Consider the following 23,938-nt stretch of genomic DNA (forward strand, 5'->3'; position numbering starts at 1 on the left):
CTGGCTCACCCCCTCGCGGGTCACCTTGTTGTCGGCCCCCCACGTGTTGCACCGGGGCGGTAACGTGGACGGGTTGTGCGCGGTCGTCCCCGACGGCGAACTCCTCGCCCACATCTCCCGCCGCTGGTTCCGCGTGCGGGACACCTACGCGGTGGACGTCGTCCGCGAGGACGCCGACGCGTCCCTGCTGATCGCGGTGGCGGTGTGCGTGATCCGGATGGCCGAGCGGGAGGACTAGGGCCTCTCCCTAGACCGCGGACGCCTTGCCGAGGGCCTGGTCCAGGTCCGTCCACAGGTCCTCGACGTGCTCGATGCCGACCGAGAGGCGGACCGTGCCGGGGCCGATGCCGGCCGCCTCCAGGGCGGGGGCGTCGAGCTGGCGGTGCGAGGTGGACGCCGGGTGCATGACCAGGGTCTTCACGTCCCCGAGGGAGACCGAGAGGGAGGCCAGCCGGACCGCCTCGACGAAGGCCCGGCCGGCTTCCCGGCCGCCCGAGAGGTCCAGCGAGATCACCCCGCCCGCGCCGTCCGGCAGCAGCCGCTCGGCGATCGCCCGGTCCGGGTGGCCCGCGAGGCCGGGGTAGCGGACGGCCTCGACCGCCGGGTGGTCGGCGAGCCGGGCGGCGAGCGTGGCGGCGGAGGCGCAGTGGCGCTCCATCCGCAGCGAGAGGGTCTGCATGCCGCGCAGGGTCAGCCAGGCCGCGAACGGGTCGGTGGAGGCCCCCAGCTCCACGGCGAAGTGGCGCAGCCGGGCGAGGAGTTCCGGGTCGTCGCCGGCGACGATGCCGCCGAGGACGTCCGCGTGGCCGCCGAGGTACTTGGTGGCGGAGTGGATGACGAGGTCCGCGCCGAGGGAGAGCGGGCGGCAGAGCAGCGGGGAGGCGAAGGTGTTGTCGACGGCGACCGGGACGCCGGCCGCGCGGGCGACGGCGGCGAGGGCGGGGATGTCGGAGACGCGGGTGGTGGGGTTGGCGATGGTCTCCAGGTAGAGGAGCCGGGTGGTGGGCCGCAGGGCGGCGGCGACCTCCTCCGGGTCCGTGCCGGAGACGTAGCTGATCTCGACGCCCCAGCGGGCCGCGAGGTCGGTGAGCATCGCGTACGTGCCGCCGTACAGGCAGCGCTGGGCGATGACGTGCCCGCCGCCGGAGAGCAGTCCGAGGAGGACGGAGTTGATGGCGCCCATCCCGGAGGCGAAGGAGAGCGCGCCGGCGGCGCCCTCCAGGCGGGCGACGGCGTCCTCCAGGGTGCGGACGGTCGGGTTGCCCATGCGGCTGTAGAGGAAGGAGTCGCCGGAGTGCATGGAGTCGGCGAGGGCGTCGGCGGACTCGAAGGCGAAGACGTGGCCCTGGTGGAGGGGGACGCCGAGCGGCACGCTGCCGGTGATCTCGACCCGGGGCGGGTGGACGGCGAGGGTCTCGGGGCGGAGGTCGCCCGCTGACGTGGCGGAGTGATCGCGTTCGCTGCTCATGGGGTCAGTCTCGGGAGGGAGTTCGTCTCCTCCCAGAGCCAATCGCGGGGGAGTGGATTGGTCGCGGAGCGGGTGGAGAGCCCGGCCGGGGCTCTGGCCGCTGCTCATGCGAGGGTCGAGGGAGTGAGTCCGCGAGGGGAGCGCCATGCACACCACCGTCACGCCTTTCACCCTGCGTCCGTGGCGGGAGGGGAAGGGGTACGAGCGGCGGGCCGGCTGGCGCGGCACGTCGGCGGAGTTCGGCGAGGTCACGGTGGAGGCGCCGTTGCGGCAGACCGTGCCGGAGACGGTCGTCTCGGAGCTGCGGGGCGGGCGGCTCCCGGAGGCGTCGTACGAGGCGCGGGGCATCCACACGGATGTCATCCGGCTGCCGACGCTGAACCGGTCGACGCTGCGGCTCGGCGGCGCGCTCGTGCCCATGGAGCGGAACCGCTTCGGTGTGACGGCCCGGCAGCGCGGGCTCCGGCTGCGGTACGGCGGCGACGACTACCGCCTGTGGGCGCAGAACCGGCGCTCCTGGACGCTCGCCCGGGCGGCGGACGCCGAGGACCCGGGTGTCCGGGTGGCCGTGCGGGGCGCGGGGCGCCTCGGGGGGCGGCGGCTGGAGGTCACGGTGACGGGCCGGGCGCTCGCGGCGGACCTGGCGCTGGCGCTGGTCTTCGCGGGCGTGGACCGCGCGGCGCTCACCCGGGGCGGAGCGGTCCGCGCGGCCCTGTCCCGGGGCACGGGCTTCTGGGCGGAGACGCAGTCCTAGCGGGATGCGCGGTGTGGGTGGGGCCTCGGTGCGGGTGGGGTCGCCGTACGGGTGGGGTCGCGGTGCCGGTGGGGCTCGGTGTGGCGGGAGGCGTGCCGCCGGTGGGGTTCGGTGCCGGCCGGAGGTGTGCCGCCGGCGGGGTGTGCGGTGTCAGGGGCGCGTGCCGGGGGGCTTCCTGGGCTGGTAGGCGATCCGGTCGATCGGGTCCTCGTGCGGGTACGCGAGAGGGGGCAGCCCTTCGACGGTGAGTTCGCCGCGCAGCCAGGCGAGGAGGGTCTCGGTGAGGGTGCCGGTGAGCGGCGGCCCCACGCGCGCGTGGCGGGGGTCGATGATCAGCGGCCAGGTCTCGGGGTCGTCGCCCTCGGCGAGCCAGCCCAGTTGGTCGCCGTCAATGGTGGAGGCGAAGGGCAGGAAGCCGCGGGGTTCGGGCCAGGCGGCCAGCGGATGGAACTCCGGGTAGTCCGCGCGCAGGGAGCGGTAGTTGTCGCCGTACCACTCGGCCCAGGGCGCGAGGTCGTACCGCCCGGCGCCCCAGGGGAGGTGGAAGCGGAGCCAGTCGCACCAGACGCCGCCGCCGTAGGTCTCCGCCAGCCGGACGTACGCGGTGGGGAGTTCGGTGCCGAGCTGGTCGTAGGTCCACTCCCAGTCGCGTTCGCCGAGGTACGGCTCCGCCGGCGGCGGGACGGCGGCGGTGAGGGTGTCGAGTCCCGTGCCGCTGCCGGTGAACGCGGTCCGCTGCGCGGCCGTCGGCGCGGGGCGGCGCGGCGGCGGGGTCCAGAGTTCGGTCACGTCCTCGGCGAGGGCGCTGCGGGCGAGGGTCCGGGGCAGGCCCTCGTCGACGAGGAGGGCGAGGGTGGCCAGCAGGGTGGTGCCGGGGCGGCGCCAGGGTGCGTGGCCCTTCCTCTCCTCGTGCGGGTCGTGGAGGAGGACGGGCCAGGCGTCGGGGTCGTCCGAGGCGGTGGTGTCCCAGAAGAGGGTGCCGGAGGTGCGGGTGGCGCCGAAGGGGAGGACGCCGGGGGCCATCCGCCGGTACTCCTCGACGAAGCGGCCGTAGTCGAAGCCTCCGTGCCCGTCGGCGTAGGGGGTCTGGATCCAGAGCCGTTCGCCGAGGTCCACGGGGCCGTAGGCGGTGGCGACCGCCTTGTAGTCGGCGGGCAGCCGGAGCCCGATCCACTCCTCCACGGCCGCCCAGTCGACGGGGATGACGGGCCCCTCGGGCGGCGGCCCGAAGAGCCCGGCGAAGGCGGCGACGTGATCGGCCGCCGCCGTGCCGTCCTGCGCGTGCGCGGGTGACTCCCCCATGCCCGTCTCTCCTGTCCCCATGCTCCCCGCCCCCTGCCCCTGCTTCCCGCGTCTTGCCCGCTCGCTCAGACCCGCGTGCGGCGCGGCGCGGCGATGCCGAGGACGCGGTCCTTGAGGGCCGGGAACTCCTCGCGGATCGCGGCGGGCTTCGCCGGGTCGAGGACGGTCCGCAGGACCTCCTCGCCGGGGCCGGCCTCGGCGAGGATCTCCCCCCAGGGGTCGACGACCAGCGAGTGGCCGGCCTGTTCGACGCCCGCGTGGGTGCCCGCCGTACCGCAGGCGAGGACGTAGGCCTGGTTCTCGACGGCCCGGGCCTGGGCGAGGAGCCGCCAGTGGGCGCGGCGGCGGGCGGGCCAGCCGGCGGGGACGACGAAGGCCTCGGCGCCGGCGTCGACGAGGCCGCGGAAGAGTTCGGGGAAGCGCAGGTCGTAGCAGGTGCCGACGCCGACGGTGAGGTGCGGCAGGTCGAAGGTGACCAGGTCCTCGCCGGCGGCCATGAGGACGGCCTCGCCCTTGTCGAAGCCGAAGCGGTGGATCTTGCGGTAGGAGGCGGCGAGCTCGCCGTCGGGGGAGAAGACCAGGGAGGTGTTGTAGAGGGCGCCGCCGGCGGACTCGACGAAGGAGCCGGCGTGCAGCCAGACCTCGGCGTCCCGGGCGGCGGCGGCCATCGCCGTGTAGGTGGGGCCGTGGAGGGGTTCGGACTCGGGGCCGAAGAGGTCGGCGGCGAAGGCGCCCACGGGCCACAGTTCGGGGAGGACGACGAGGTCCGCGGCCCCGCGCTCCTCCCGTACGAGGCGGGCCGCGCGGGCCCGCCGGTCGGCGACCGGTTCGTCCGGGTCTACCGCGATCTGGATCAGCGAGGCGCGCACACTACCACCGTCCTGGCGTTGAAGCCGTCAACACCGGCCTACGATCGTCACACGAAAGCACTGCCGGGGTGCTCCCGGGGAGCGTAACTTAGCGTCCGAGCCTCCCATTCCACTGTCGCCCAGTCGTGTTTTCAGCCCGCACCGAAGAACGTCGAGGGGTCCCGTGACCGTCCATCCCAGCCTCCAGAACTACGCCGACGCCTGGACCCATTCCATCGAAGCGATAGCCGAGCTGGTGCAGCCGCTCGTGGAGGGCGAGTGGAACCGGGCGACCCCGTGCCCCGGCTGGTCGGTCCGCGACATCGTGTCGCACGTGATCGGCCTGGAGACGGAGATGCTCGGGGACCCGAGGCCGATCCACTCGCTCCCCCGCGACCTGTACCACGTGCGCAGTGAGTTCGCCCGCTACATGGAGGTGCAGGTCGACGTCCGGCGGCACCACACGGCGCCGGAGATGACCTCGGAGCTGGAGTACATCCTGATCCGCCGGGCCCGTCAGCTGCGGAACGAGAACCGCTCTCCCGACCACGTGATCCGGGCCCCGCTGGGCACGGAGCAGACCCTGGAGCAGGGCTACCGGCTGCGGGCCTTCGACACCTGGGTGCACGAGCAGGACCTGCGGATCGCGCTGGGGGTGCCGGGGAACCTGGACTCGCCGGGCGCGTTCGTGGTGCGGGACATGCTGCTGGAGGCGCTGCCGAAGGTGGTCGCGAAGGGCGCGGGCGCGCCGGCGAACTCGGCGGTCGTGGTGGACGTGACGGGGCCGGTGGAGTTCCTGCGGACGGTGCGGGTGAACGCGGAGGGGCGGGGCTCGATCGACGGGGCGCCGTCGCTGGGCCCGGCGGTGACGCTGGCGACGGACTGGGAGACCTACGTCCGGCTGGCCTGCGGCCGGGTCCGGCCGGCCGAGGTGGCCGACCGGGTCAAGGTGGAGGGCGACGGGGACCTGGCCGCGGCGATCCTCGACCACTTCGCGGTGACGCCCAGCTAGACCGCTCAGACCGGCACGTGGACGGCCTCCACGCGGCTGGCGACGAGGCGTTCGCGCTCGCGGCGGTGGGTGCGGGACTTCAGGCGCAGGATCTGGACGACGCCGAGGGCTTCGAGGACGAAGACCGAGGAGAACGCGATCCGGTAATTGTCGCCGGTGGCGTCGAGCAGCACGCCGATGGCGAGCAGCGTCGTCATCGAGGCGACGAAACCGCCCATGTTGACGATGCCGGAGGCGGTGCCCTGACGCTCCGGCGGGTTGGCCGGGCGGGCGAAGTCGAAGCCGATCATGGACGCCGGTCCGCAGGCCCCGAGGACCAGGCAGAGGGTGACGAGCAGCCACATCGGGGCGTGGTCGCCGGGGTAGGCGATCGTGGCCGCCCACAGCAGGGCGGTGGCGGCGACCGTGCCGAGGGCGAGCGGGGCGCGGGCGCCGCCGTGCCGGGCGATGATCTGGCCGTAGGTGAGGCCGACGGCCATGTTGGAGAGCACCACGAGGGTGAGGAGTTCGCCCGCGGTGCCCCGGGACAGGCCCTGGGCCTCGACGAGGAACGGCAGTCCCCACAGCAGCAGGAACACCATCGCGGGGAACTGGGTGGTGAAGTGCACCCACAGGCCGAGCCGGGTGCCGGGCTCGCGCCAGGACGCCGCGATCTGCCGGCGGACGTAGGCGGCGCCCGCGTGGTGGACGGGAGTGGGCTCGTACCCCTCCGGGTGGTCCTTGAGGAAGACGAGCAGCAGGACCAGGACGAGGACGCCGGCGAGGGAGCTGCCGACGAAGGTCGTGGTCCAGCCGAGGCCGTGCAGGGCGCGGGCGAGGACGACGGTCGAGATCAGGTTGCCGGCCATGCCGATGAGGCCGGCGAGCTGGGCGATGAGCGGCCCGCGGCGGGCCGGGAACCAGCGGCCGCCGAGGCGCAGGACGCTGATGAAGGTCATGGCGTCGCCGCAGCCGAGGAGGGCGCGGGAGGCGAGGGCCATGGGGTACGAGGGGGAGAGCGCGAAGCCCAGCTGGCCGAGGGTGAAGAGGACGACGCCGAGGGCGAGGACCTTCTTGGTGCCGAGCCGGTCGACCATGAGGCCGACGGGTATCTGCATGCCCGCGTAGACCAGCAGCTGGAGTATGGAGAAGGTGGAGAGCGCGGAGGCGCCCACGTGGAAGCGGTCCGCGGCGTCGAGTCCGGCGACGCCGAGCGAGGTGCGGAAGATGACGGCGACGAAGTAGACGCCGACGCCGACGCCCCAGACGAGGGCGGCGCGCCGGCCGCCGGGCGGGTCGCCGGGGAGGGTGACGGCGGAGCCGTATCCGTCGCGGCTCACCTGCCCTCACCCCGGACCAGGGTGCCGACGCGGCCGAGGTGGCCGCGGACGGCGGCGGCGGCGCCGTCGGCGTCGCCGGCCCTGAGGCGGTCGAGGATCTCGGCGTGCTCGGCGATGTTCTGGGCGACGCGGTCGGGGTGGGCCTGCATCACGGCGACGCCCATGCGGAGCTGCCGGTCGCGGAGCTGGTCGTAGAGGCGGGAGAGGATCTGGTTGCCGGCGTACCGGACGATCTCCGCGTGGAAGCAGCGGTCGGTGACGGCGACCTCGGCGAGGTCGCCGTCGCCCGCCCGCCGCTGCTGCTCCTCCAGGAGCTCTTCGAGCCGGGTGAGGAGGGCGGGCGGCGCGGGCACGGCCCGCCGCACGGCGAACTCCTCGACGAGCAGCCGGGTCTCGACGACGTCGGCGATCTCCTGGGCGGAGACGGCGAGGACGAGGGCGCCCTTCTTCGGGTAGAGCTTCAGCAGCCCTTCCATCTCCAGCTTGAGCAGCGCCTCCCGGACGGGCGTGCGGGAGACCCCCACGGCCTGGGCCAGTTCCCCCTCGGTGAGCAGGGTTCCGCCCTCGTAACGCCGGTCGAGGACCGCCCGCTTGACGTGGCTGTAGACGCGTTCGGCGGCGGGCGGCTGCTTGACGGGCTGGTCGGTGGAGGGGGGTGCGGCTGATGGCATGCGCACAGCATAGATACAAGAGGGGTACAACAAACAGGCCCGTCCGCGATGCGGACGGGCCTGTTTCACGTGAAACACGCCAAGCGGGACACAACCCCCAAGAGGGTCGCTACGCCCAGGTCATGAGCCTCTTCGGCTGCTCCAGGACCGCGGCCACGTCGGCCAGGAACTTGGAGCCCAGCTCGCCGTCGACCAGGCGGTGGTCGAAGGAGAGCGCCAGCGTGGTGACCTGACGCGGCTTCACCTTGCCCTTGTGGACCCAGGGCTGGAGCTTGATCGCCCCGACCGCGAGGATCGCGGACTCGCCCGGGTTGAGGATCGGCGTACCGGTGTCGACGCCGAAGACGCCGACGTTGGTGATGGTGAAGGTGCCGCCCTGCATCGCCGCCGGGGTCGTCTTGCCCTCGCGGGCGGTGGCGACCAGCTCGCTCAGGGAGCGGGAGAGCTCCGGCAGGGTCTGGGCGTGCGCGTCCTTGATGTTCGGCACGATCAGACCGCGCGGGGTGGCCGCGGCGATGCCCAGGTTCACGTAGTGCTTGAGGACGATCTCCTGCGCCGCCTCGTCCCAGGCCGCGTTGATCTCCGGGTTGCGGCGGACCGCGACCAGGACGGCCTTGGCGATGAGGAGGAGCGGGTTGATCCGGAGGCCGGCCATGTCCTTGTCGGCCTTGAGCTCCTCGACCAGCTTCATCGTGCGCGTGATGTCGAAGGTCACGAACTCGGTGACGTGCGGGGCGGTGAAGGCCGAGCCGACCATCGCCGCCGCCGTGGCCTTGCGGACGCCCTTGATCGGGACCCGGGTCTCCCGCGCTTCGCCCGCGCCGGCGGCGACGGCGACGGGCGCCTGGACCGGGGCGGCGGGGGCGGCCGGGGCCACGGGGGCCGCCGGGGCCTGGACCGGGGCCACGGGAGCGGCCGGAGCCGCGGCGCGGTGGACGTCCTCACGGGTGATGACCCCGTCAGGGCCGGTCGGGACGACCGACGCCAGGTCCACGCCGAGGTCCTTGGCGAGCTTGCGCACCGGCGGCTTGGCCAGCGGGCGCGGGCCGGCCGGGGCGTGCCCGTTCAGCTGCTCGGGGACCACCGCGGCGGGCGCGGTGGCGGTGGCCGTGGCGCTCTTGCGGGCGCGGCGCTTGGTGGAGCTGGCGGCGACGCCGTAGCCGACGAGGACCGGCTGGCGCTCCTGGGGCGCGTCCTCGGCGGGCGCGGGGGCCACGGGGGCCGGCGGGGCCGCCGGGGCGGCTTCCACGGCCGGGGCCGCGGCGGCGGGGGCCGCCGGGGCGGCTCCACCGACGTTCACCGAGATGATGACCTGGCCGACGTCGACCGTGGTGCCCTCGGGGAAGACCAGCTCGTGGACGGTGCCGTCGAAGGGGATCGGCAGCTCCACGGCGGCCTTCGCCGTCTCGACCTCGCAGACGACCTGCCCGTCGGTGACGGTGTCACCGGGCTGGACGTACCACTTGAGGATCTCGGCCTCGGTCAGGCCCTCGCCCACGTCGGGCATCTTGAATTCGCGGATCGTCATCGTGCTCTCCTCAGTACGCCAGCGAGCGGTCGACGGCGTCGAGCACGCGGTCCAGGCCCGGCAGGTACTCCTCCTCCAGGCGCGCCGGCGGATACGGCGCGTGGTAGCCGCCGACCCGCAGGACGGGGGCCTCCAGGTGGTAGAAGCAGCGCTCGGTGATCCGGGCGGCGATCTCCGCGCCGGAGCCGAAGAACACCGGCGCCTCGTGGACGACGACCAGGCGTCCGGTCTTCTCGACCGAGGTCTGGATGGTGTCGAAGTCCAGCGGGGAGACCGAGCGGAGGTCGACGACCTCGATCGACTTGCCCTCCTCGGCGGCGGCCGCGGCCGCCTCCAGACAGGTCTTCACCATCGGGCCGTAGGCCAGCAGGGTGAGGTCGGTGCCCTCGCGGGCGACCCGCGCCTTGTGGAGCTCGCCGGGGATGGCCTCGGTGTCGACCTCGCCCTTGTCCCAGTAGCGCCGCTTGGGCTCGAAGAAGATGACCGGGTCGTCGCTCTGGATCGCCTGCTGGAGCATCCAGTAGGCGTCGGAGGAGTTCGCCGGGGTGACGACCTTGAGGCCCGCGACGTGCGCGAAGAGCGACTCGGGGGACTCGGAGTGGTGCTCGACGGCGCCGATGCCACCGCCGTAGGGGATGCGGATGACGACCGGCATCTTCACGGTGCCGAGCGAGCGGGCCCGCATCTTCGCCAGCTGGGTGACGATCTGGTCGTACGCCGGGAAGACGAAGCCGTCGAACTGGATTTCCACGACGGGGCGGTAGCCGCGCAGCGCGAGGCCGATCGCGGTGCCGACGATGCCGGACTCGGCGAGCGGGGTGTCGACGACCCGGTCCTCGCCGAAGTCCTTCTGGAGGCCGTCGGTGATGCGGAAGACACCGCCGAGCTTGCCGACGTCCAGGCCCATGATGACGACCTTGGGGTCGGTCTCCAGGGCCTTGCGCAGGGACTCGTTGAGCGCCTTCGCGAGGGGAAGCTTCTGAACAGCCATGATTACTCGGCCTCTCCGTTCGCGAAGGACGCCTGGTAGGCGGCGAACTGCGCGCGTTCCTCGTCGACGAGCGCGTGCCCGTCCGCGTACGTGTGGTCGAACATCGCCATGTGGTCGGGGACCGGCATGGCGCGGACGACCTCGCGGACGTGCTTGCCGAGGGTCTCGCTCTCGGCCTCCAGCTCCTCGAAGAAGGCCGCGTCGGCGTGGCCCTCGTTCTCCAGGTAGATCCTCAGCCGCAGGATCGGGTCCTTCGCCTCCCACGCCTCGCGCTCCGCGTCGCGGCGGTAGCGGGTCGGGTCGTCGGAGGTGGTGTGGGCCGCCATCCGGTAGGTGAACGCCTCGACCAGCGTCGGGCCCTCGCCGCGACGGGCGCGCTCCAGGGCCGAGCGGGTGACGGCGAGGCACGCGAGGACGTCGTTGCCGTCGACGCGGACACCGGGGAAGCCGAAGCCGCGGGCGCGCTGGTAGAGCGGGACGCGGGTCTGCTTCTCGATGGGCTCGGAGATGGCCCACTGGTTGTTCTGGCAGAAGAACACGACCGGGGCGTTGTAGACCGCCGAGAAGACGAACGACTCGTTCACGTCGCCCTGGCTGGAGGCGCCGTCGCCGAAGTAGGCGAGCACGGCCGAGTCCGCGCCGTCCTTGGCGATGCCCATGGCATAGCCGGTGGCGTGCAGGGTCTGCGAGCCGAGGACGATCGTGTACAGGTGGAAGTTGTTGCTGTTGGGGTCCCAGCCGCCGTTGTTCACGCCGCGGAACATGCCCAGCAGGTTGGTGGGGTCGACGCCGCGGCACCAGGCCACGCCGTGCTCCCGGTAGGTCGGGAAGACGTAGTCGTCGTCCCGCAGGGCCCGCCCGGAGCCGATCTGCGCGGCCTCCTGGCCGAGCAGCGAGGCCCACAGGCCCAGCTCGCCCTGGCGCTGGAGCGCGGTCGCCTCGGCGTCGAAGCGGCGGGTGAGGACCATGTCGCGGTAGAGACCGCGCAGCTCCTCGGCGCTCAGGTCGATGTCGTAGTCGGGGTGCTGGACGCGCTCGCCTTCGGGCGTCAGCAACTGAACGAGCTCGGGCTCCCCGGCCGGGGCCTGGTCGGCCTTCTTTGCGCCGGCGCTGGCGCCGGTGGTGCGCTTGGCGCCGCTGCTGCGTCGCGTCGTCTTGCGCGCGGCAGTGCTCTCCACGGTCACGTGCGTGCTCCTCCGTCGGTCCGGCCCCCGGGTTCGCCGGCTGGGCCAGTGCGGCTCTCCGCCTTATCCGTACCCTGCGCACGGGGTGGGTGCGACGCGGCCGGGGTCGGGCGTGACAGTTGTCCCGGCGAGCGCCGTCACAAGGCACGTTACCCATCACGCCGCATTCCTGCGAAACCCCTCTTGACCTGCGAATTTGCTTGGATTTCCAAGTAAATCGAGAAAAGCGGAAGCTCGCCCTGGTCAGCGCGTTGGGCAGCGGCCCGACACCCTCGTCGGAACATCCGGCACCGTAACCCGCACACCCCGGGCACCGGAAGAGCCAATATGTGAGACTGGCTCCGTGCGCGAAGAAGGAAAAATCCGGGTATTTCTGCTGGATGACCATGAAGTCGTCCGGCGCGGCGTCCACGAGTTGCTTTCCGTGGAGGACGACATCGAGGTGGTCGGCGAGGCCGGAACCGCGGCCGACGCCCTGGTCAGGATCCCAGCGACCCGACCGGACGTGGCGGTGCTCGACGTGCGGCTGCCCGACGGCAGCGGTGTCGAGGTCTGCCGCGAGGTCCGCTCCCAGGACGAGTCGATCAAATGTCTGATGTTGACCTCGTACGCGGACGACGAGGCGCTTTTCGACGCGATCATGGCCGGCGCCTCGGGCTACGTGCTCAAGGCCATCCGGGGCAACGAGCTGCTGAACGCGGTCCGGGACGTGGCGGCCGGCAAGTCGCTGCTCGACCCGGTGGCGACGGCCCGGGTCCTGGAGCGGCTGCGGCACGGCAACAACCCGAAGAGCGACGACAAGCTCGCCCACCTCACCGAGCAGGAGCGCAAGATCCTCGATCTGATCGGGGAGGGCCTGACCAACCGGGCCATCGGCGAGCGCCTCCACCTCGCGGAGAAGACCATCAAGAACTACGTCTCCAGCCTGCTGTCGAAGCTCGGCATGGAGCGCCGCTCGCAGGCCGCCGCGTACGTGGCGCGCATGCAGGCCGAACGGCACTGAGCCACCGGGCTCGGGCCGGACCCGAGCCCTCGGCGGGCCGAGGGGCCCGGCCCGAGCCCGTCGGCCCCGTCGGCCCTGTCGGCCTCCTCGGCCGCTCAGCCCCCCGAACCCGGCCCGAAGCCCCTCACGCCCTCCGTGCAGGGGCCAGAGCCCTCACACCTCTCCGGGCCCGGGCCAGAGTCCTCGACACCCCTCCGGTCCCGGGCCAGAGTCCTCAGGCCCTTCCCGGTCCGGCCCGAAGCCCCTCACGCCCCTCCTGGGGCCCGGGTGGGGCCCAGGCCCCTCCGGGAGCCCGTCCGGGCCCCCCGTCCCCCTCCGGGCCCGGCCGGAGCCTCCGAGCCCCCTCCAGGCCGGACGGCTCCCCGGGGGCTCACCCGGAAGGAGCAGTCCGGGCCCGGCGGACGGCATTCGGGACCTACGTCCCCGCCGACGCGGGGCCGGGGCCCCTTTCCCGACGGGGTGCCGGTGGCGGAGAGTGGAGACATGTCCACCGAGGAGATCCGCGCCATCGAACTGCTCGGCCGTGCGTCGTACGGCCGGGTCGCCACGAGCATGCGGGCGATGCCCTTCGTCGCGCCCGCCCGGCACATCGTCTCCGACGGCAGCGTCCTGATCCGCATGCACGAGGGGCTCGGCTACCACCAGGCCTGCAGCGGCAGCGTCGTCGCCTACGGGGCGGACGACCTCGATCCGGAGTCCGGCACCCTGTGCTCCGTGCAGTTCACCGGCACCGCCGAGATCGTCGAGCCGACCGAGGTCGAGCTGGCCGCCTTCGGCCCCGAACCGGTGACCGTGGACGGCGAACCGTTCGTCCCCGTCTACATGCGGATCGAACCCCAGTTCGTCACCGTCCACACCATCGACTACGGGCCCGCGGCCGCCTCCGCACCGCGACATCTCCACAACGCGGCGTGATCTAACATCTGCGGAGTGCCGCGCTCATCTGAACATTCCGCTCCTCCGGTCGGCGCCCTGCTGCGCCGCCACCCGCACGCCGGCGAGCCCCTGTCCTGCGTCCCCGTCACCGAGGGACTGCTCAACCGCGGCTACCGCCTCGCCACCACCCGCGGCCACTACTTCCTCAAGCAGCACCTCGACGCCCCCACCGCCGACCGGGCCACCATCACCCGCCAGCACCGCGCCACCCAGCGGCTGCACGCCCTCGGCCTGCCGGTGGCCCCGCCGCTGCCCGACAGCCGCGGCCGCACGGTCGCCGTCATCGACGGCCGCTGCTACGCCCTGCACCCCTGGGTCGAGGGCCGGCACCGCGACGGCGCCCAGCTCACCACCGAGGGCTCCCGCCGCCTCGGCGCCCTCCTCGGCCGCGTCCACACCACCCTCGACCGGGTCATGGAGCCCCCGCCGCCCGGCGAGCGGCACGACAGCGCCCGCCCCGAGGAGACCTTCGCCTCCATCGCCGAGCTGATCCGCCTCGCCCGCGCCCACCGGCCGCACGGCAGCTTCGACGCGCTCGCCGAGCACCGGCTGCGGGAGCGGCGCCGGCTGCTCGCCCAGCACGCCCACCGGCGCCCGCCCGCGCCCGCCACGGTCGGCTGGGTGCACGGCGACTTCCACCCGCTGAACCTGCTCTACCGGGGCGCCGAACCGGCCGCGATCGTCGACTGGGACCGCCTCGGCGTCCGCCCCCGGGCCGAGGAGGCCGTCCGGGCCGCCGCGATCTTCTTCGTACGGCCGGGCGGCGAGCTGGACCTGGAGAAGGCGCGGGCGTACGCGCGCGCGTACCGGCGGGCCACCGGTGCCGACGGTGCCGAACTGGCCGCGGCGGTGCACCGGGTGTGGTGGGAGCGGCTCAACGACTTCTGGACGCTGCGCTGGCGCTACCAGCTGAACGACCACAGGGCCGACCCGCAGTTTCCCGCGGTGTCGGCCCTGGCCGTGTGGTGGACCCGGGAGTACGACGCCGTCCGCGACGCCTTCGCCGCCTGACGCCCTGCGCCACCCGCTACGGGGTGGACCCGGTGTCGCCCGCCTACGGGGTGGACCCGGTGTCGCCCGCCGCCCCGCCGGGCGGCGGGGTGTTCGGGTCGCCGTTGTCCCCGCCGGTCGGGTCGGGGTCGCCGCCGGTGGCGCCGCCGTCCGTCGGCTCGGTCGTCGTCTCGTCCGTCGGCGTCGGCGCCGTCGTCGGCTCGTCCGTCGGCGTCGGCGCCGTGGTCGGCGGCGTCGTCGTCGGGTCGGTCGTCGGCTCCAGCGTCGGCGTCGGCGTGGCCGTCGTCGGCGCGGTGGTGGGCGGCCACGGGTTCTGCGTGCTGTCGCCGCCGCTCGTCGGCGGCTCGTACGTGTCCTCGGACGGCTCCTCGGACGGCGTGGGCTCCTCGGAGGCCGTGGACGGCGCGGAAGAGACCGTCGACGGCGTCGTCACCGGGTCCTTCTTCTTGTTGCCGTCCCCGCCCATCCGCACCGCGAACACGACGCCGACGACGATCGCGACCAGCGCGAGCGCCGCGAACAGCACCATCCTGGTCCGCTTGCCCCCGCCGTCCTGACCGCCGTGGCCGCCGTGGCCGCCGTTCGCGCCGTAGCCGCCGGTGCCGCCCGTGCCGTCGTCGTAGCCGCCGCCGTAGTAGCCGCCGTCGTCGGGGTTGGGCAGCGGGACGATCCGGCCCTGGGCGGTCTCGCCGAGCGGCGGGTGCCCCATGGCCGTCGTCGCGGTCATGCCGTGGACGGGGGTCTGCCCGCCCTCGTGCACGGCCACCGGACCGGTGCTCCAGGTGCCGGTGTGACCGCCCTGCTGCTGGAGCATCTCCAGGCTGTACTGGATCAGCCCGCGCATCTCCTCGGCGCTCTGGAACCGGTCGTCCGGCTCCTTCGCGAGCGAGCGCATCACCAGACCGTCCAGCTCCGGCGGCGTCGAGCCGCGGACCTCGGACGGCGGGACCGGGATGTCCTGCACGTGCTGGTAGACCACCGACAGCGGCGTCTCGCCCGTGAAGGGGGGCCGCAGCGAGAGGAGTTCGTAGAGCAGACAGCCCGTCGCGTACAGGTCGGAGCGGTGGTCGACGGCCTTGCCGAGCGCCTGCTCCGGGGAGAGGTACTGCGGGGTGCCCATGACCATGCCGGTCTGCGTCATCGTCGCCTGCGCGCCGTGCAGCGCGCGGGCGATGCCGAAGTCCATGACCTTCACGGCGCCGGTGTTCGTGATGATCACGTTGGCCGGCTTGATGTCGCGGTGCACGATGCCGTGCTGGTGCGAGTAGGCCAGCGCCTCCAGGACGCCGGAGACGATCACGAGCGCCTGCTCGGGACCGGGCGCCTCCGTGCTGACCAGCAGGTCACGGATGGTGCGGCCCTCGACGAGCTCCATCACGATGTACGGCACCGGGCGGCCGTCCACGACGTCCTCGCCGGAGTCGTACACCGCCACGATCGCGTGGTGGTTGAGGCCGGCGACCGACTGTGCCTCGCGCGTGAACCGCGCCTTGGAGACCGGGTCCTCGGCGAGGTCGGAGCGGAGCAGCTTCACCGCGACGGTGCGGCCCAGCCGCACGTCCTCGGCGGCGAAGACCTCGGCCATTCCCCCGCGCCCCAGACGGTGCGTCAGGCGGTAGCGGCCCTCGCCGACGACTCGGCCGAGCCCCCACGACTCCCCGGCAGCGCCCGGCACACCGCCACCTGCGTCGGATCCGGGTTCCATGAGTCCTCGCCGTCGTCTGTGCGTGCCGTGTGTCCAGTCGTCACGCTACAGGCTTCGTACGACATCACGGTCCGCGATGACGGGCCATCCAACCCTTCCCGTGTACGCCTGTGCAAATTCCGTGAGTTTCGCCCGACCCCTCCGCTACACGGGCGGTGCAGAGGGTCACGGAACGGGCACTCGGCTTGACGTGTCAGGGGCCTCGGGCAGACTTGGCGCAGAATCGGCCGGATATCGCGGCCGGGCCGGAGACGACGGACCGACGCCGCGGGGCGCAGGGGGACAGCACACATGAGCCACGACGGCGCTCAGGGCGGCCGCTACGCGGGCGGTTCGGTCGCGAACGGCCGCTACCAGCTGCGCGACCTCCTCGGCGAGGGCGGCATGGCCTCGGTCTACCTCGCGTACGACAGCGCGCTGGACCGCCAGGTCGCGATCAAGACGCTCCACACCGAGCTGGGCCGCGAGGCCTCGTTCCGCGAGCGCTTCCGCCGCGAGGCGCAGGCCGTGGCGAAGCTCTCGCACACCAACATCGTCTCGGTCTTCGACACCGGCGAGGACACCCTCGACGGCGGCATGATGCCGTACATCGTCATGGAGTACGTGGAGGGGCAGCCGCTCGGCTCGGTCCTCGCCTCCGACGTGCGCCAGTACGGGGCCATGCCCGCCGACAAGGCGCTGAAGGTGACGGCGGACGTGCTCGCCGCCCTGGAGGTCAGCCACGAGATGGGGCTGGTCCACCGCGACATCAAGCCCGGCAACGTGATGATGACCAAGCGCGGCGTCGTGAAGGTCATGGACTTCGGCATCGCCCGCGCCATGCAGTCCGGCGTCACCTCGATGACCCAGACCGGCATGGTCGTCGGCACCCCGCAGTACCTCTCCCCCGAGCAGGCCCTGGGCCGGCCGGTGGACGCCCGCTCCGACCTTTATTCGGTCGGCATCATGCTCTTCCAGCTGCTGACGGGCCGCCTCCCCTTCGACGCGGACTCGCCGCTGGCCATCGCCTACGCGCACGTGCAGGAGGAGCCGGTCGCCCCGTCCTCCGTGAACCGCTCCGTGTCGCCCGCGATGGACGCGCTGGTCGCCCGCGCCCTGCGGAAGAACCCCAACGAGCGGTTCCCGAGCGCCGCGGCCATGCGCGACGAGTGCCTGCGGGTGCTCTCCGCCGGCCAGTCCGCCGCCCCCGTGATCGTCCCGGGCGCCCCGGTCAGCAGCGGCTCGGGCGTCGGCTCGGCCGTCTTCCCGCCGGTCGGCCAGACCCCGCCGCCGCACCAGCCCGCCCCGCACGTCCAGCAGCCGTACCAGCCGCCGGCCCCGCAGCCCGGCCCGTACGGCCCGCCCACCCCGGCCCCGGCGCCGATGCCCGGCCCCGCGTACGGCTACCCGCACCAGGCGCCGACGCCGGCCCCCGGCTACCAGACCGCGACGCCGGCCCCCGGCTACCAGACCCCGCCGCCGGTCTCGTACGCGCCCGCCCCGACCCCCGCCCCGGTCGCCCCGGCACCGCGTCGGAACATGCCGATGGTCGTCGGCGCGGTCCTCGTCGCCCTGATCGCCGTCGGCGGCGCGCTCGTCGCCCTCAAGCCGTGGGAGAAGGAGCAGGACCCCAACGCGGGCGGCACCGGCGGTGTCACCGGCACCCAGACCGGCGGCACCGAGCAGACCCAGACCGACAGCCCCGGCCACAAGGGCCCGGACCTGTCGAAGACCATCGAGACGAAGAAGTGCACCGAGCCGCGGGAGTCGAGCGACGACCCCGAGAAGTTCGAGGTGCCGGACTTCACGTACAAGAACCTCGCCTCGGTGAAGGACTGCATCCGGGCCGCCGGCTGGAAGGTCAAGAAGCAGAACCCGACGGACGAGAACACCTACGGCGAGGACACCGTCCTGGGCCAGTACCCGCCGGCCGGCGAGGACATCGGCGCCAAGGACGCCGAGTTCACGCTGGAGATCTCCACCGGCAACCCCCCGAAGTAACCGCCGGGATGCCGGACTCGTCCCGGTATGTGACGCTGAGTCGGACACCTCGGCGGCACGGCAGGGGAGGGTTTCCCGGTGACTCCCACACGCGGCGGGACCGACGGACGCGGTAACGGCGGAGACGGTGGCGTACGGGTACGGGTACGGGTGCGCGGTCGGGTAAGCGGACACGTACGGGTGCGCGGTCGGGTAAGCGGACACGTACGGGTGCGCGGACGGGCAAGCGGACGCGTGCGCGGTCGGGTGTGGGTACGCGGTCGGGTATGGGTACGGGTGCGCGGACGGGCAAGCGCGCGGGCGGGGGTCCCCTGGGCCCGCGCCGCCCTCCGCAAGGCCGCGCTCGCCCCCGTCTTGGCCTGCGCCTTCACCCTGTGCGGCGTCGCCGGCGCCGCGGCCCACGGCCCCACCGCCGGTCCCACCACGCCCGGCGCCTCCACCCCCGCCGCGCCGTCCTCCTCCGCCTCCGCGCCCACCGCGACCGGCGGCCCGGCCACCACCCGCCCGGGTACGACCCCGGGACCGGGCGACACCGACGGGACCGGCCGCCCGTCCACGTCCGCCCCCACCGGCACCCCCGGCACCGGTACCGGCACCACCGCGTCGCCCTTCGCCACCGCCACCGGCGGTCCGGGAGCCCCCGCCCGGACCGGTGCCCCCCGCCCCGGGAAACCCGCCGCCCGCACCAGCGACGCCCCCACGCCCACCGGATCCCCCTCCCTCGCCGGCCGGCCCGCCGGCGAGGGCCGCACCCGGCCGGGCCGCCCCGAACCGGCCACGCCGACCGCCACCCCCACGGAGGACGACGCCTCCGCCACCCCCTCACGTGACAGAACCGCTACAGAATCCCTCGCCGGCCGCCTCCCGGAGGAGGACGCCGAGGTACCCGGGGAGGACCCCGCCGCGCGCCCCGAAGCGGCCCGCGCCAGCCGCCCCGCCGCCGCCCCACCGCTCGCCATGCGGGGCTCCGCCACCAGCCCCGACCAGCGCGTTCCCCTGCTCACCCTCGGGGTGGGGCTCACCCTGATGGGCCTCGGCCTCGGCTTCCTCGGGCTGCGGCTGCGCCGCCGCTGACCACCCTCCCGGCCCCGCCCGCTCCCTCCTGAGTCGGACCCTCCCGGTCCCCCTCAGGACGGTTGGCCGCCCTCGGCATACCCGGTATACATACTCGGTATGTCGATCCGCCACGGGCTCCTCGCCCTCCTCGAACACGGCCCCCGCTACGGCTCCCAGCTGCGCACCGAGTTCGAGTCCCGCACCGGCTCCACCTGGCCCCTCAACGTCGGGCAGGTCTACACGACCCTGGGCCGGCTCGAACGGGACGGCCTCGTGGCCCAGAGCGGCGAGGACGGCGCCGGTCACGCCCTCTACGCGATCACCGACGCCGGCCGCACCGAGCTGCGCACCTGGTTCGAGAAGCCCGTGGACCGCACCAGCCCCGCCCGCGACGAGCTCGCCATCAAGCTCGCCATGGCCGTCGGGGCACCCGGCGTCGACATCCGCGAGGTCATCCAGTCCCAGCGCCGCCACACCGTGAAGGCCATGCAGGACTACACCCGCCTCAAGGCCCAGGCCCTCGCCGCCCTCGAAGGCACCGGCACCCGCGAACGCGACGACATCGCCTGGCTCCTCGTCCTGGAGCAGCTGATCTTCCAGACCGAGGCCGAGGCCCGCTGGCTCGACCACTGCGAGTCCCGGCTGATCCGCCTCTCCGCCACCGCGCCCACCGCCGCACCCGCGCCCGCGTCCGCGTCCGCACCGGCCACCGCACCCGCGCCCGCCACCGCGCCCGCGCCCGGTCGACCCCGCTGACCAGGGCCTGAGCCCCCGTACGGCCTCCTCCGTACGACCTCCTCAGTTCTTCCACCACACCGCTCACCGTGCGCCGCCGTCGCGCACCCTAGGGGGACCCTTCATGTCCACACCGCTCGCCGCGCAGCCCGTGCTGCGCCTGCAGAACCTGACCCGGGTCCACGGGTCCGGCGCCACCGAGGTGCACGCCCTGCGCGGCATCGACCTCGACGTGCACCCCGGTGAACTCGTCGCCGTCATGGGCCCCTCCGGCTCCGGCAAGTCCACGCTGCTCACCATCGCCGGCGGCCTCGACACCCCGACCTCGGGACAGGTGCTCGTGGAGGGCACCGACATCACCACCGCCGGGCTCAAGGAGCTCGCCGCCCTGCGCCGCCGCAGCATCGGCTACGTCTTCCAGGACTACAACCTCATCCCGGCGCTGACCGCGGCCGAGAACGTCTCCCTGCCGCGCGAGCTCGACGGGACGTCGGCCCGCAAGGCGCGGGTGGAGGCCCTCGCCTCGCTGGAGGAGATGGGGCTCGGACACCTCGCCGACCGGTTCCCCGACGAGATGTCCGGCGGCCAGCAGCAGCGCGTCGCCATCGCCCGCGCCCTGGTCGGCGACCGCCGCCTCGTCCTCGCCGACGAGCCCACCGGCGCCCTCGACTCCGAGACCGGCGAGTCCGTCCTCGCCCTGCTCCGCTCCCGCTGCGACGCGGGCGCCGCCGGCGTCCTCGTCACCCACGAGCCGCGCTTCGCCGCCTGGGCCGACCGGGTCGTCTTCCTGCGCGACGGCGCCATCGTCGACCAGACCGTGCGCAGCGAGGCCGACTCCCTCCTGACGGGCCGGGTGGCGGAGGCGTGAAGACCTGGTTCCACTCCTGGCGGGCGGCGGTCCGCATCGCCCGCCGCGACGCCTGGCGCGCCAAGGGCCGCAGCTCGCTCGTCCTCGCGATGATCGCCCTCCCCATCCTCGGGGTCAGCGCCGCCGATCTCACCATCCGCAGTTCCGAACTCTCCGTCGCCGAGCAGCTGGAGCGGTCCATCGGCGCCGCCGACGCCGTCTTCCGCGACCCCGACTTCGGCGGTGCCCCGGTCCTCCAGAGCCCCGAGGGCGACAACGTCTACCCGGCGAAGGAGGAGGAGAACGCCCCCTGGCCCAGCGGCTCCACCGACCCCCGCAAGGCCATACCCGCCGGCGACCGCTGGATCACCGACACCCAGGGCGCGGCCAAGCTGACCACCGTGCACGGCCTGCTCCAGACCGACGTCCGGGAGCTGAAGGCCGACGATCCGATAGCCCGGGGCATCACGACCCTCCTCGACGGGCACTACCCGCGGAAGGCCGACGAGGTGATCGCCACCTCCGCGTTTCTGGAGCAGAGCGGGCTCTCGGTGGGCTCGACCGTTTCCGCTCGCAATTTCGACCGTCCCTACCGGATCGTGGGCTCCTACGAGCTGCCCGACAGCCTGGACGCCGCCCAGATCACCGCGCTGCCCGGGACGTTCCTCGCCCCGTACGGGAAGGCCGCGGAGAAGGCCGGGGCGCTCGCTCCCGGCTCCACCACCTCGTACCTGGTGCGGCACGACGGTGGTTTCACGTGGAACGACGTCCAGGAGATCAACGCCAAGGGCGTCTCCGTCGTCTCGCGCGTCGTCCGGCTGGACCCGCCCGCCGACTCCGAGGTCCCGCTCTACCAGCGGGAAGGCTGGGGCGACTTCGAGTCCAGCGGCGGCGCCGACGCCATGCTGCTCGCCTCCCTCGCCACCGTCGTCGGCCTGGCGATGCTGGAGATCTGCCTGCTCGCCGGTCCCGCCTTCGCGGTCGGCGCCCGCCGCTCCCGCCGTCAGCTCGGCCTGGTCGGCGCCAACGGCGGCTCCCGCAGCCACATCCGCGCCATCGTCCTCAGCGGGGGCCTCGTCATCGGTGTCTCCGCCGCCGTCGTCGGCACGGTGCTCGCCCTGGTCCTCACCCTGGCCCTCCAGCCGTTCCTGGAGGACTTCATGGGGCAGCGGTTCGGCGGCTTCGACGTCCGCCCGCTCGAACTCCTCGGCATCGCCCTGCTGGCCGTCCTCACCGGCCTGCTCGCCGCCATCGTCCCGGCCGTCACCGCCTCCCGGCAGACCGTGCTCGCCTCGCTCACCGGCCGTCGCGGCGTCCGCTCCACCAGCAAGGTGCTGCCCGTCCTCGGCCTGGTGGCGCTGCTGCTCGGCGGGGCGATCGCCCTCTACGGCTCGGTGGTCACCGACCAGTTCGTCATCGTCGCCGGCGGCTCGGCCATCGCCGAGCTCGGTGTGGTCGCCATGACCCCCGCCCTCGTCGGGCTCTTCGGGCGGACCGGCCGCTGGCTGCCGCTCTCCCCGCGGCTCGCGCTCCGCGACGCCGTCCGCAACCGGGGCCGTACGGCTCCCGCGGTCGCCGCCGTCCTCGCCGCCGTCGCCGGCACCGTCGCCGTCGCCACGTACACGTCGAGCAGCGACGCCCAGTACCGGGCCGAGTACTCCGCCAGCCTGCCGCACGGCGCCGTCTCCTTCTTCCAGATGGAGGAGGGCGGCCGGGACGTCCCCGCCGTCGCCGACGCCGTCCAGCGCTACTTCTCCGTCGAGACCCGCGCCGACGTCTCCCGCGTCGCCGTCGGCAAGCCGGGCTGCCCTCCCTGGGGCGGCGGCGACGGCTGCGGCCAGTACGAGGTGCTGGTGCCGCCCGCCAACGAGTGCCCGATGTGGATCGCGACCACCGACGGCAGCGACCCCTCGGAGAAGTTCACCCCCGAGCAGCGGCGGAAGATGATCCGCGAGGACTGGCGCTGCAAGCAGACCTCGGGCGGCGGCGGTGTCTACGTCGACGGCGGGCTCCTCGTCGGCGACGCCCGCCTCCTGAAGGTCCTCGGCATCACCGACCCCGGCGCCGCCCGGGCCCTCGCCGACGGCCGGGCCGTCGTCTTCTCCAGGCCGCTCGTGGCCGCGGACGGCACGATCGGCATCAAGCAGGTCACCGACATGAAGGCCGCCGAGAAGGCGTCGGCGGAGAACAAGCCCGCCCCGGGCAAGGTCTCCCGGCTCGCCGCCCACCTGGTGCCCGGCGACCCGAAGAGCTACGGCCTCCAGGTCCTCATGACCCCCGAGGCCGCCCGGTCCGCCGGTCTCACCACCGTCCCCGTCGGCGCCTACTTCAGCACCGACGCCATGCCCGTCAGCGAGCAGCGCCAGAAGCTCGACGCCGAACTGGCCACCCTCGGTGCCGGAGTGGACCTCACCGTCGAGGAGGGGTACGTCTCCGACGACAGCATCTTCCTGATCGCGCTGACCGTCTTCGCCGGCCTGGTCACCATCGGTGCCGCCGGCATCGCCACCGGCCTCGCCCAGGCCGACGCGGAGGCCGATCTGAAGACGCTGGCCGCCGTCGGCGCCCCGCCGCGCGTCCGCCGCACCCTCAGCGGCTTCCAGTGCGGGGTGGTCGCCGCCATGGGCGTCGTCCTCGGCTCGGTCGCCGGACTGCTCCCCGCGGTGGGGCTGCGGCTCACCGAGGAGCGCCAGCAGATCCGCTTCCACGAGCAGAACGTCGCCGAGGGCTGGGGCGGCGACCTGACCCCGCCGTACGTGCCGGTCGTGGTGCCCTGGGAGACGCTGGCGGCCCTGCTGGTCGCCGTCCCGCTCGGCGCGGCGCTGCTCGCCGCCCTGGTGACCCGCTCGAAGGGGGCGGTGGCCCGCCGCGCGGCGACCTGACGCCTTTCCGTGCCCTGACCGTGCCCGGAGAGGAGGGTGGATCACCCTTCTCTCCGGGCACACCTGGTGGTGAAGCATGTGTGCGAGAGAATGGCGGCATGGAGATGCCGAGGAATGACAGGTCGCCGGAGAGCCCCCAGGTCCTCATCGTGGGACAGGACGGGATGGCACTCGGCGGCGCCCAGGGCGACGACGAACCCCGCGAGGTCCCGGTGACGGAAATGGTCGAGCAGCCTGCGAAGGTCATGCGGATCGGCAGCATGATCAAGCAGCTTCTGGAGGAAGTTCGGGCGGCACCTCTCGACGAGGCCAGCCGGGTCCGGCTCAAGGAGATCCACGCCAGCTCGGTGAAGGAGCTGGAGGACGGCCTCGCGCCGGAGCTGGTCGAGGAGCTGGAGCGGCTCTCGCTCCCGTTCACCGACGAGACCATCCCCTCCGAGGCGGAACTGCGCATCGCGCAGGCCCAGTTGGTGGGGTGGCTGGAAGGCCTCTTCCACGGCATCCAGACGGCGCTCTTCGCCCAGCAGATGGCGGCCCGCGCCCAACTGGAGCAGATGCGGCGGGCCTTGCCGCCCGGCGCCTCGCACGACGACGACGACGAGCCCGGTGGCCGTGGGCACGGGCGCGCGGTCGGCTCGGGGCCGTATCTGTAGGACGGCCCCGAGGGCTTTGCCGTACGTGACGGGCCCGGCGCACCACGAGTGCG

20 protein-coding genes and 1 pseudogene are annotated in these 23,938 nt (G+C 73.6%); 12 read left to right on the forward strand and 9 right to left on the reverse strand.

Features of this window, described 5'->3' with window-relative positions; all coding sequences use genetic code 11:
- Positions 1 to 238, forward strand: a pseudogene (locus ACFQ8C_RS26725) (hypothetical protein); the annotation flags it as partial.
- A 9-nt stretch (positions 239 to 247) separates the two neighbouring features.
- On the opposite strand, the gene ACFQ8C_RS26730 reads toward ACFQ8C_RS26725, so the two are convergent.
- Positions 248 to 1,468 (reverse strand): trans-sulfuration enzyme family protein, encoded by a 1,221-nt coding sequence (locus ACFQ8C_RS26730; RefSeq protein WP_383462058.1) that lies wholly within the window; start codon positions 1,466 to 1,468, stop codon positions 248 to 250.
- A gap of 145 nt (positions 1,469 to 1,613) precedes the next feature.
- Here ACFQ8C_RS26730 and ACFQ8C_RS26735 point away from each other — a divergent pair, with 145 nt between their 5' ends.
- The gene (locus ACFQ8C_RS26735) at positions 1,614 to 2,222 is read left to right on the forward strand and encodes a hypothetical protein (RefSeq protein WP_383462060.1); all 609 of its coding nucleotides are present in this window, start codon (positions 1,614 to 1,616) and stop codon (positions 2,220 to 2,222) included.
- Between the two features lie 150 nt (positions 2,223 to 2,372).
- On the opposite strand, the gene ACFQ8C_RS26740 is transcribed toward ACFQ8C_RS26735, so the two are convergent.
- Both ACFQ8C_RS26740 and ACFQ8C_RS26745 read right to left on the reverse strand, forming a co-directional pair.
- Positions 2,373 to 3,524, reverse strand: coding sequence for an SMI1/KNR4 family protein (locus tag ACFQ8C_RS26740; RefSeq protein ID WP_383462061.1), 1,152 nt, complete (start codon positions 3,522 to 3,524; stop codon positions 2,373 to 2,375).
- A gap of 65 nt (positions 3,525 to 3,589) precedes the next feature.
- Complete coding sequence (locus ACFQ8C_RS26745; RefSeq protein ID WP_383462063.1) at positions 3,590 to 4,393, reverse strand: carbon-nitrogen family hydrolase; 804 nt, start codon at positions 4,391 to 4,393, stop codon at positions 3,590 to 3,592.
- 163 nt (positions 4,394 to 4,556) lie between these two features.
- Here ACFQ8C_RS26745 and ACFQ8C_RS26750 point away from each other — a divergent pair, with 163 nt between their 5' ends.
- Positions 4,557 to 5,384, forward strand: coding sequence for a maleylpyruvate isomerase family mycothiol-dependent enzyme (locus ACFQ8C_RS26750; RefSeq protein WP_383462065.1), 828 nt, complete (start codon positions 4,557 to 4,559; stop codon positions 5,382 to 5,384).
- 5 nt (positions 5,385 to 5,389) lie between these two features.
- On the opposite strand, the gene ACFQ8C_RS26755 is transcribed toward ACFQ8C_RS26750, so the two are convergent.
- The 5 genes from ACFQ8C_RS26755 to pdhA all read right to left on the reverse strand — a co-directional run bounded on the left by ACFQ8C_RS26755 (position 5,390) and on the right by pdhA (position 11,077).
- On the reverse strand, positions 5,390 to 6,703 hold the full coding sequence (locus ACFQ8C_RS26755; protein WP_383462067.1) for a nitrate/nitrite transporter: 1,314 nt from the start codon (positions 6,701 to 6,703) through the stop codon (positions 5,390 to 5,392).
- A complete protein-coding gene (locus tag ACFQ8C_RS26760) occupies positions 6,700 to 7,374 on the reverse strand; it encodes a GntR family transcriptional regulator (RefSeq protein ID WP_383462069.1) in 675 nt (224 codons plus the stop codon). The genes ACFQ8C_RS26755 and ACFQ8C_RS26760 overlap by 4 nt, the downstream gene beginning before the upstream one ends.
- Positions 7,375 to 7,483: 109 nt before the next feature.
- The gene (locus tag ACFQ8C_RS26765) at positions 7,484 to 8,902 is read right to left on the reverse strand and encodes a dihydrolipoamide acetyltransferase family protein (protein WP_383462070.1); all 1,419 of its coding nucleotides are present in this window, start codon (positions 8,900 to 8,902) and stop codon (positions 7,484 to 7,486) included.
- 10 nt (positions 8,903 to 8,912) lie between these two features.
- Complete coding sequence (locus ACFQ8C_RS26770; RefSeq protein WP_383462071.1) at positions 8,913 to 9,893, reverse strand: alpha-ketoacid dehydrogenase subunit beta; 981 nt, start codon at positions 9,891 to 9,893, stop codon at positions 8,913 to 8,915.
- A gap of 2 nt (positions 9,894 to 9,895) precedes the next feature.
- Complete coding sequence (gene pdhA, locus ACFQ8C_RS26775) at positions 9,896 to 11,077, reverse strand: pyruvate dehydrogenase (acetyl-transferring) E1 component subunit alpha (protein WP_383462072.1); 1,182 nt, start codon at positions 11,075 to 11,077, stop codon at positions 9,896 to 9,898.
- A gap of 343 nt (positions 11,078 to 11,420) precedes the next feature.
- On the opposite strand from pdhA, the gene ACFQ8C_RS26780 reads away from it, so the two are divergent.
- From ACFQ8C_RS26780 to ACFQ8C_RS26790, 3 genes are all read left to right on the forward strand, one after another.
- Positions 11,421 to 12,080: a response regulator gene (locus ACFQ8C_RS26780; RefSeq protein WP_383462075.1), complete on the forward strand. Its 660-nt coding sequence runs from the start codon at positions 11,421 to 11,423 to the stop codon at positions 12,078 to 12,080.
- Between the two features lie 483 nt (positions 12,081 to 12,563).
- On the forward strand, positions 12,564 to 12,995 hold the full coding sequence (locus ACFQ8C_RS26785) for a pyridoxamine 5'-phosphate oxidase family protein (protein ID WP_383462076.1): 432 nt from the start codon (positions 12,564 to 12,566) through the stop codon (positions 12,993 to 12,995).
- 15 nt (positions 12,996 to 13,010) lie between these two features.
- Complete coding sequence (locus ACFQ8C_RS26790) at positions 13,011 to 14,027, forward strand: phosphotransferase (RefSeq protein ID WP_383462077.1); 1,017 nt, start codon at positions 13,011 to 13,013, stop codon at positions 14,025 to 14,027.
- A 43-nt stretch (positions 14,028 to 14,070) separates the two neighbouring features.
- Here ACFQ8C_RS26790 and ACFQ8C_RS26795 read toward each other — a convergent pair whose 3' ends face one another.
- Positions 14,071 to 15,732, reverse strand: a complete 1,662-nt coding sequence (locus ACFQ8C_RS26795; protein ID WP_383462078.1) for a protein kinase — start codon at positions 15,730 to 15,732, stop codon at positions 14,071 to 14,073.
- Positions 15,733 to 16,023: 291 nt separating this feature from the next.
- Here ACFQ8C_RS26795 and ACFQ8C_RS26800 point away from each other — a divergent pair, with 291 nt between their 5' ends.
- The 6 genes from ACFQ8C_RS26800 (at position 16,024) to ACFQ8C_RS26825 (ending at position 23,885) form a co-directional block, all read left to right on the forward strand.
- Positions 16,024 to 17,712: a protein kinase gene (locus tag ACFQ8C_RS26800; RefSeq protein WP_383462079.1), complete on the forward strand. Its 1,689-nt coding sequence runs from the start codon at positions 16,024 to 16,026 to the stop codon at positions 17,710 to 17,712.
- A 276-nt stretch (positions 17,713 to 17,988) separates the two neighbouring features.
- Positions 17,989 to 18,786 carry a hypothetical protein gene (locus ACFQ8C_RS26805; protein WP_383462081.1) on the forward strand — a complete coding sequence of 266 codons (798 nt, stop codon included), beginning with the start codon at positions 17,989 to 17,991 and terminating at the stop codon, positions 18,784 to 18,786.
- 99 nt (positions 18,787 to 18,885) lie between these two features.
- Positions 18,886 to 19,524 (forward strand): PadR family transcriptional regulator, encoded by a 639-nt coding sequence (locus ACFQ8C_RS26810; protein WP_383462082.1) that lies wholly within the window; start codon positions 18,886 to 18,888, stop codon positions 19,522 to 19,524.
- 103 nt (positions 19,525 to 19,627) lie between these two features.
- Complete coding sequence (locus ACFQ8C_RS26815) at positions 19,628 to 20,371, forward strand: ABC transporter ATP-binding protein (RefSeq protein WP_383462084.1); 744 nt, start codon at positions 19,628 to 19,630, stop codon at positions 20,369 to 20,371.
- Complete coding sequence (locus tag ACFQ8C_RS26820; RefSeq protein WP_383462085.1) at positions 20,368 to 23,232, forward strand: FtsX-like permease family protein; 2,865 nt, start codon at positions 20,368 to 20,370, stop codon at positions 23,230 to 23,232. The genes ACFQ8C_RS26815 and ACFQ8C_RS26820 overlap by 4 nt, the downstream gene beginning before the upstream one ends.
- A gap of 98 nt (positions 23,233 to 23,330) precedes the next feature.
- Complete coding sequence (locus tag ACFQ8C_RS26825; protein ID WP_383462087.1) at positions 23,331 to 23,885, forward strand: bacterial proteasome activator family protein; 555 nt, start codon at positions 23,331 to 23,333, stop codon at positions 23,883 to 23,885.
- The last annotated feature ends 53 nt before the right edge of the window (positions 23,886 to 23,938 follow it).

It is taken from the genome of Streptomyces sp. NPDC056503 (assembly GCF_042794995.1).
In the GTDB taxonomy this organism is placed as follows: Bacteria; Actinomycetota; Actinomycetes; order Streptomycetales; family Streptomycetaceae; genus Streptomyces.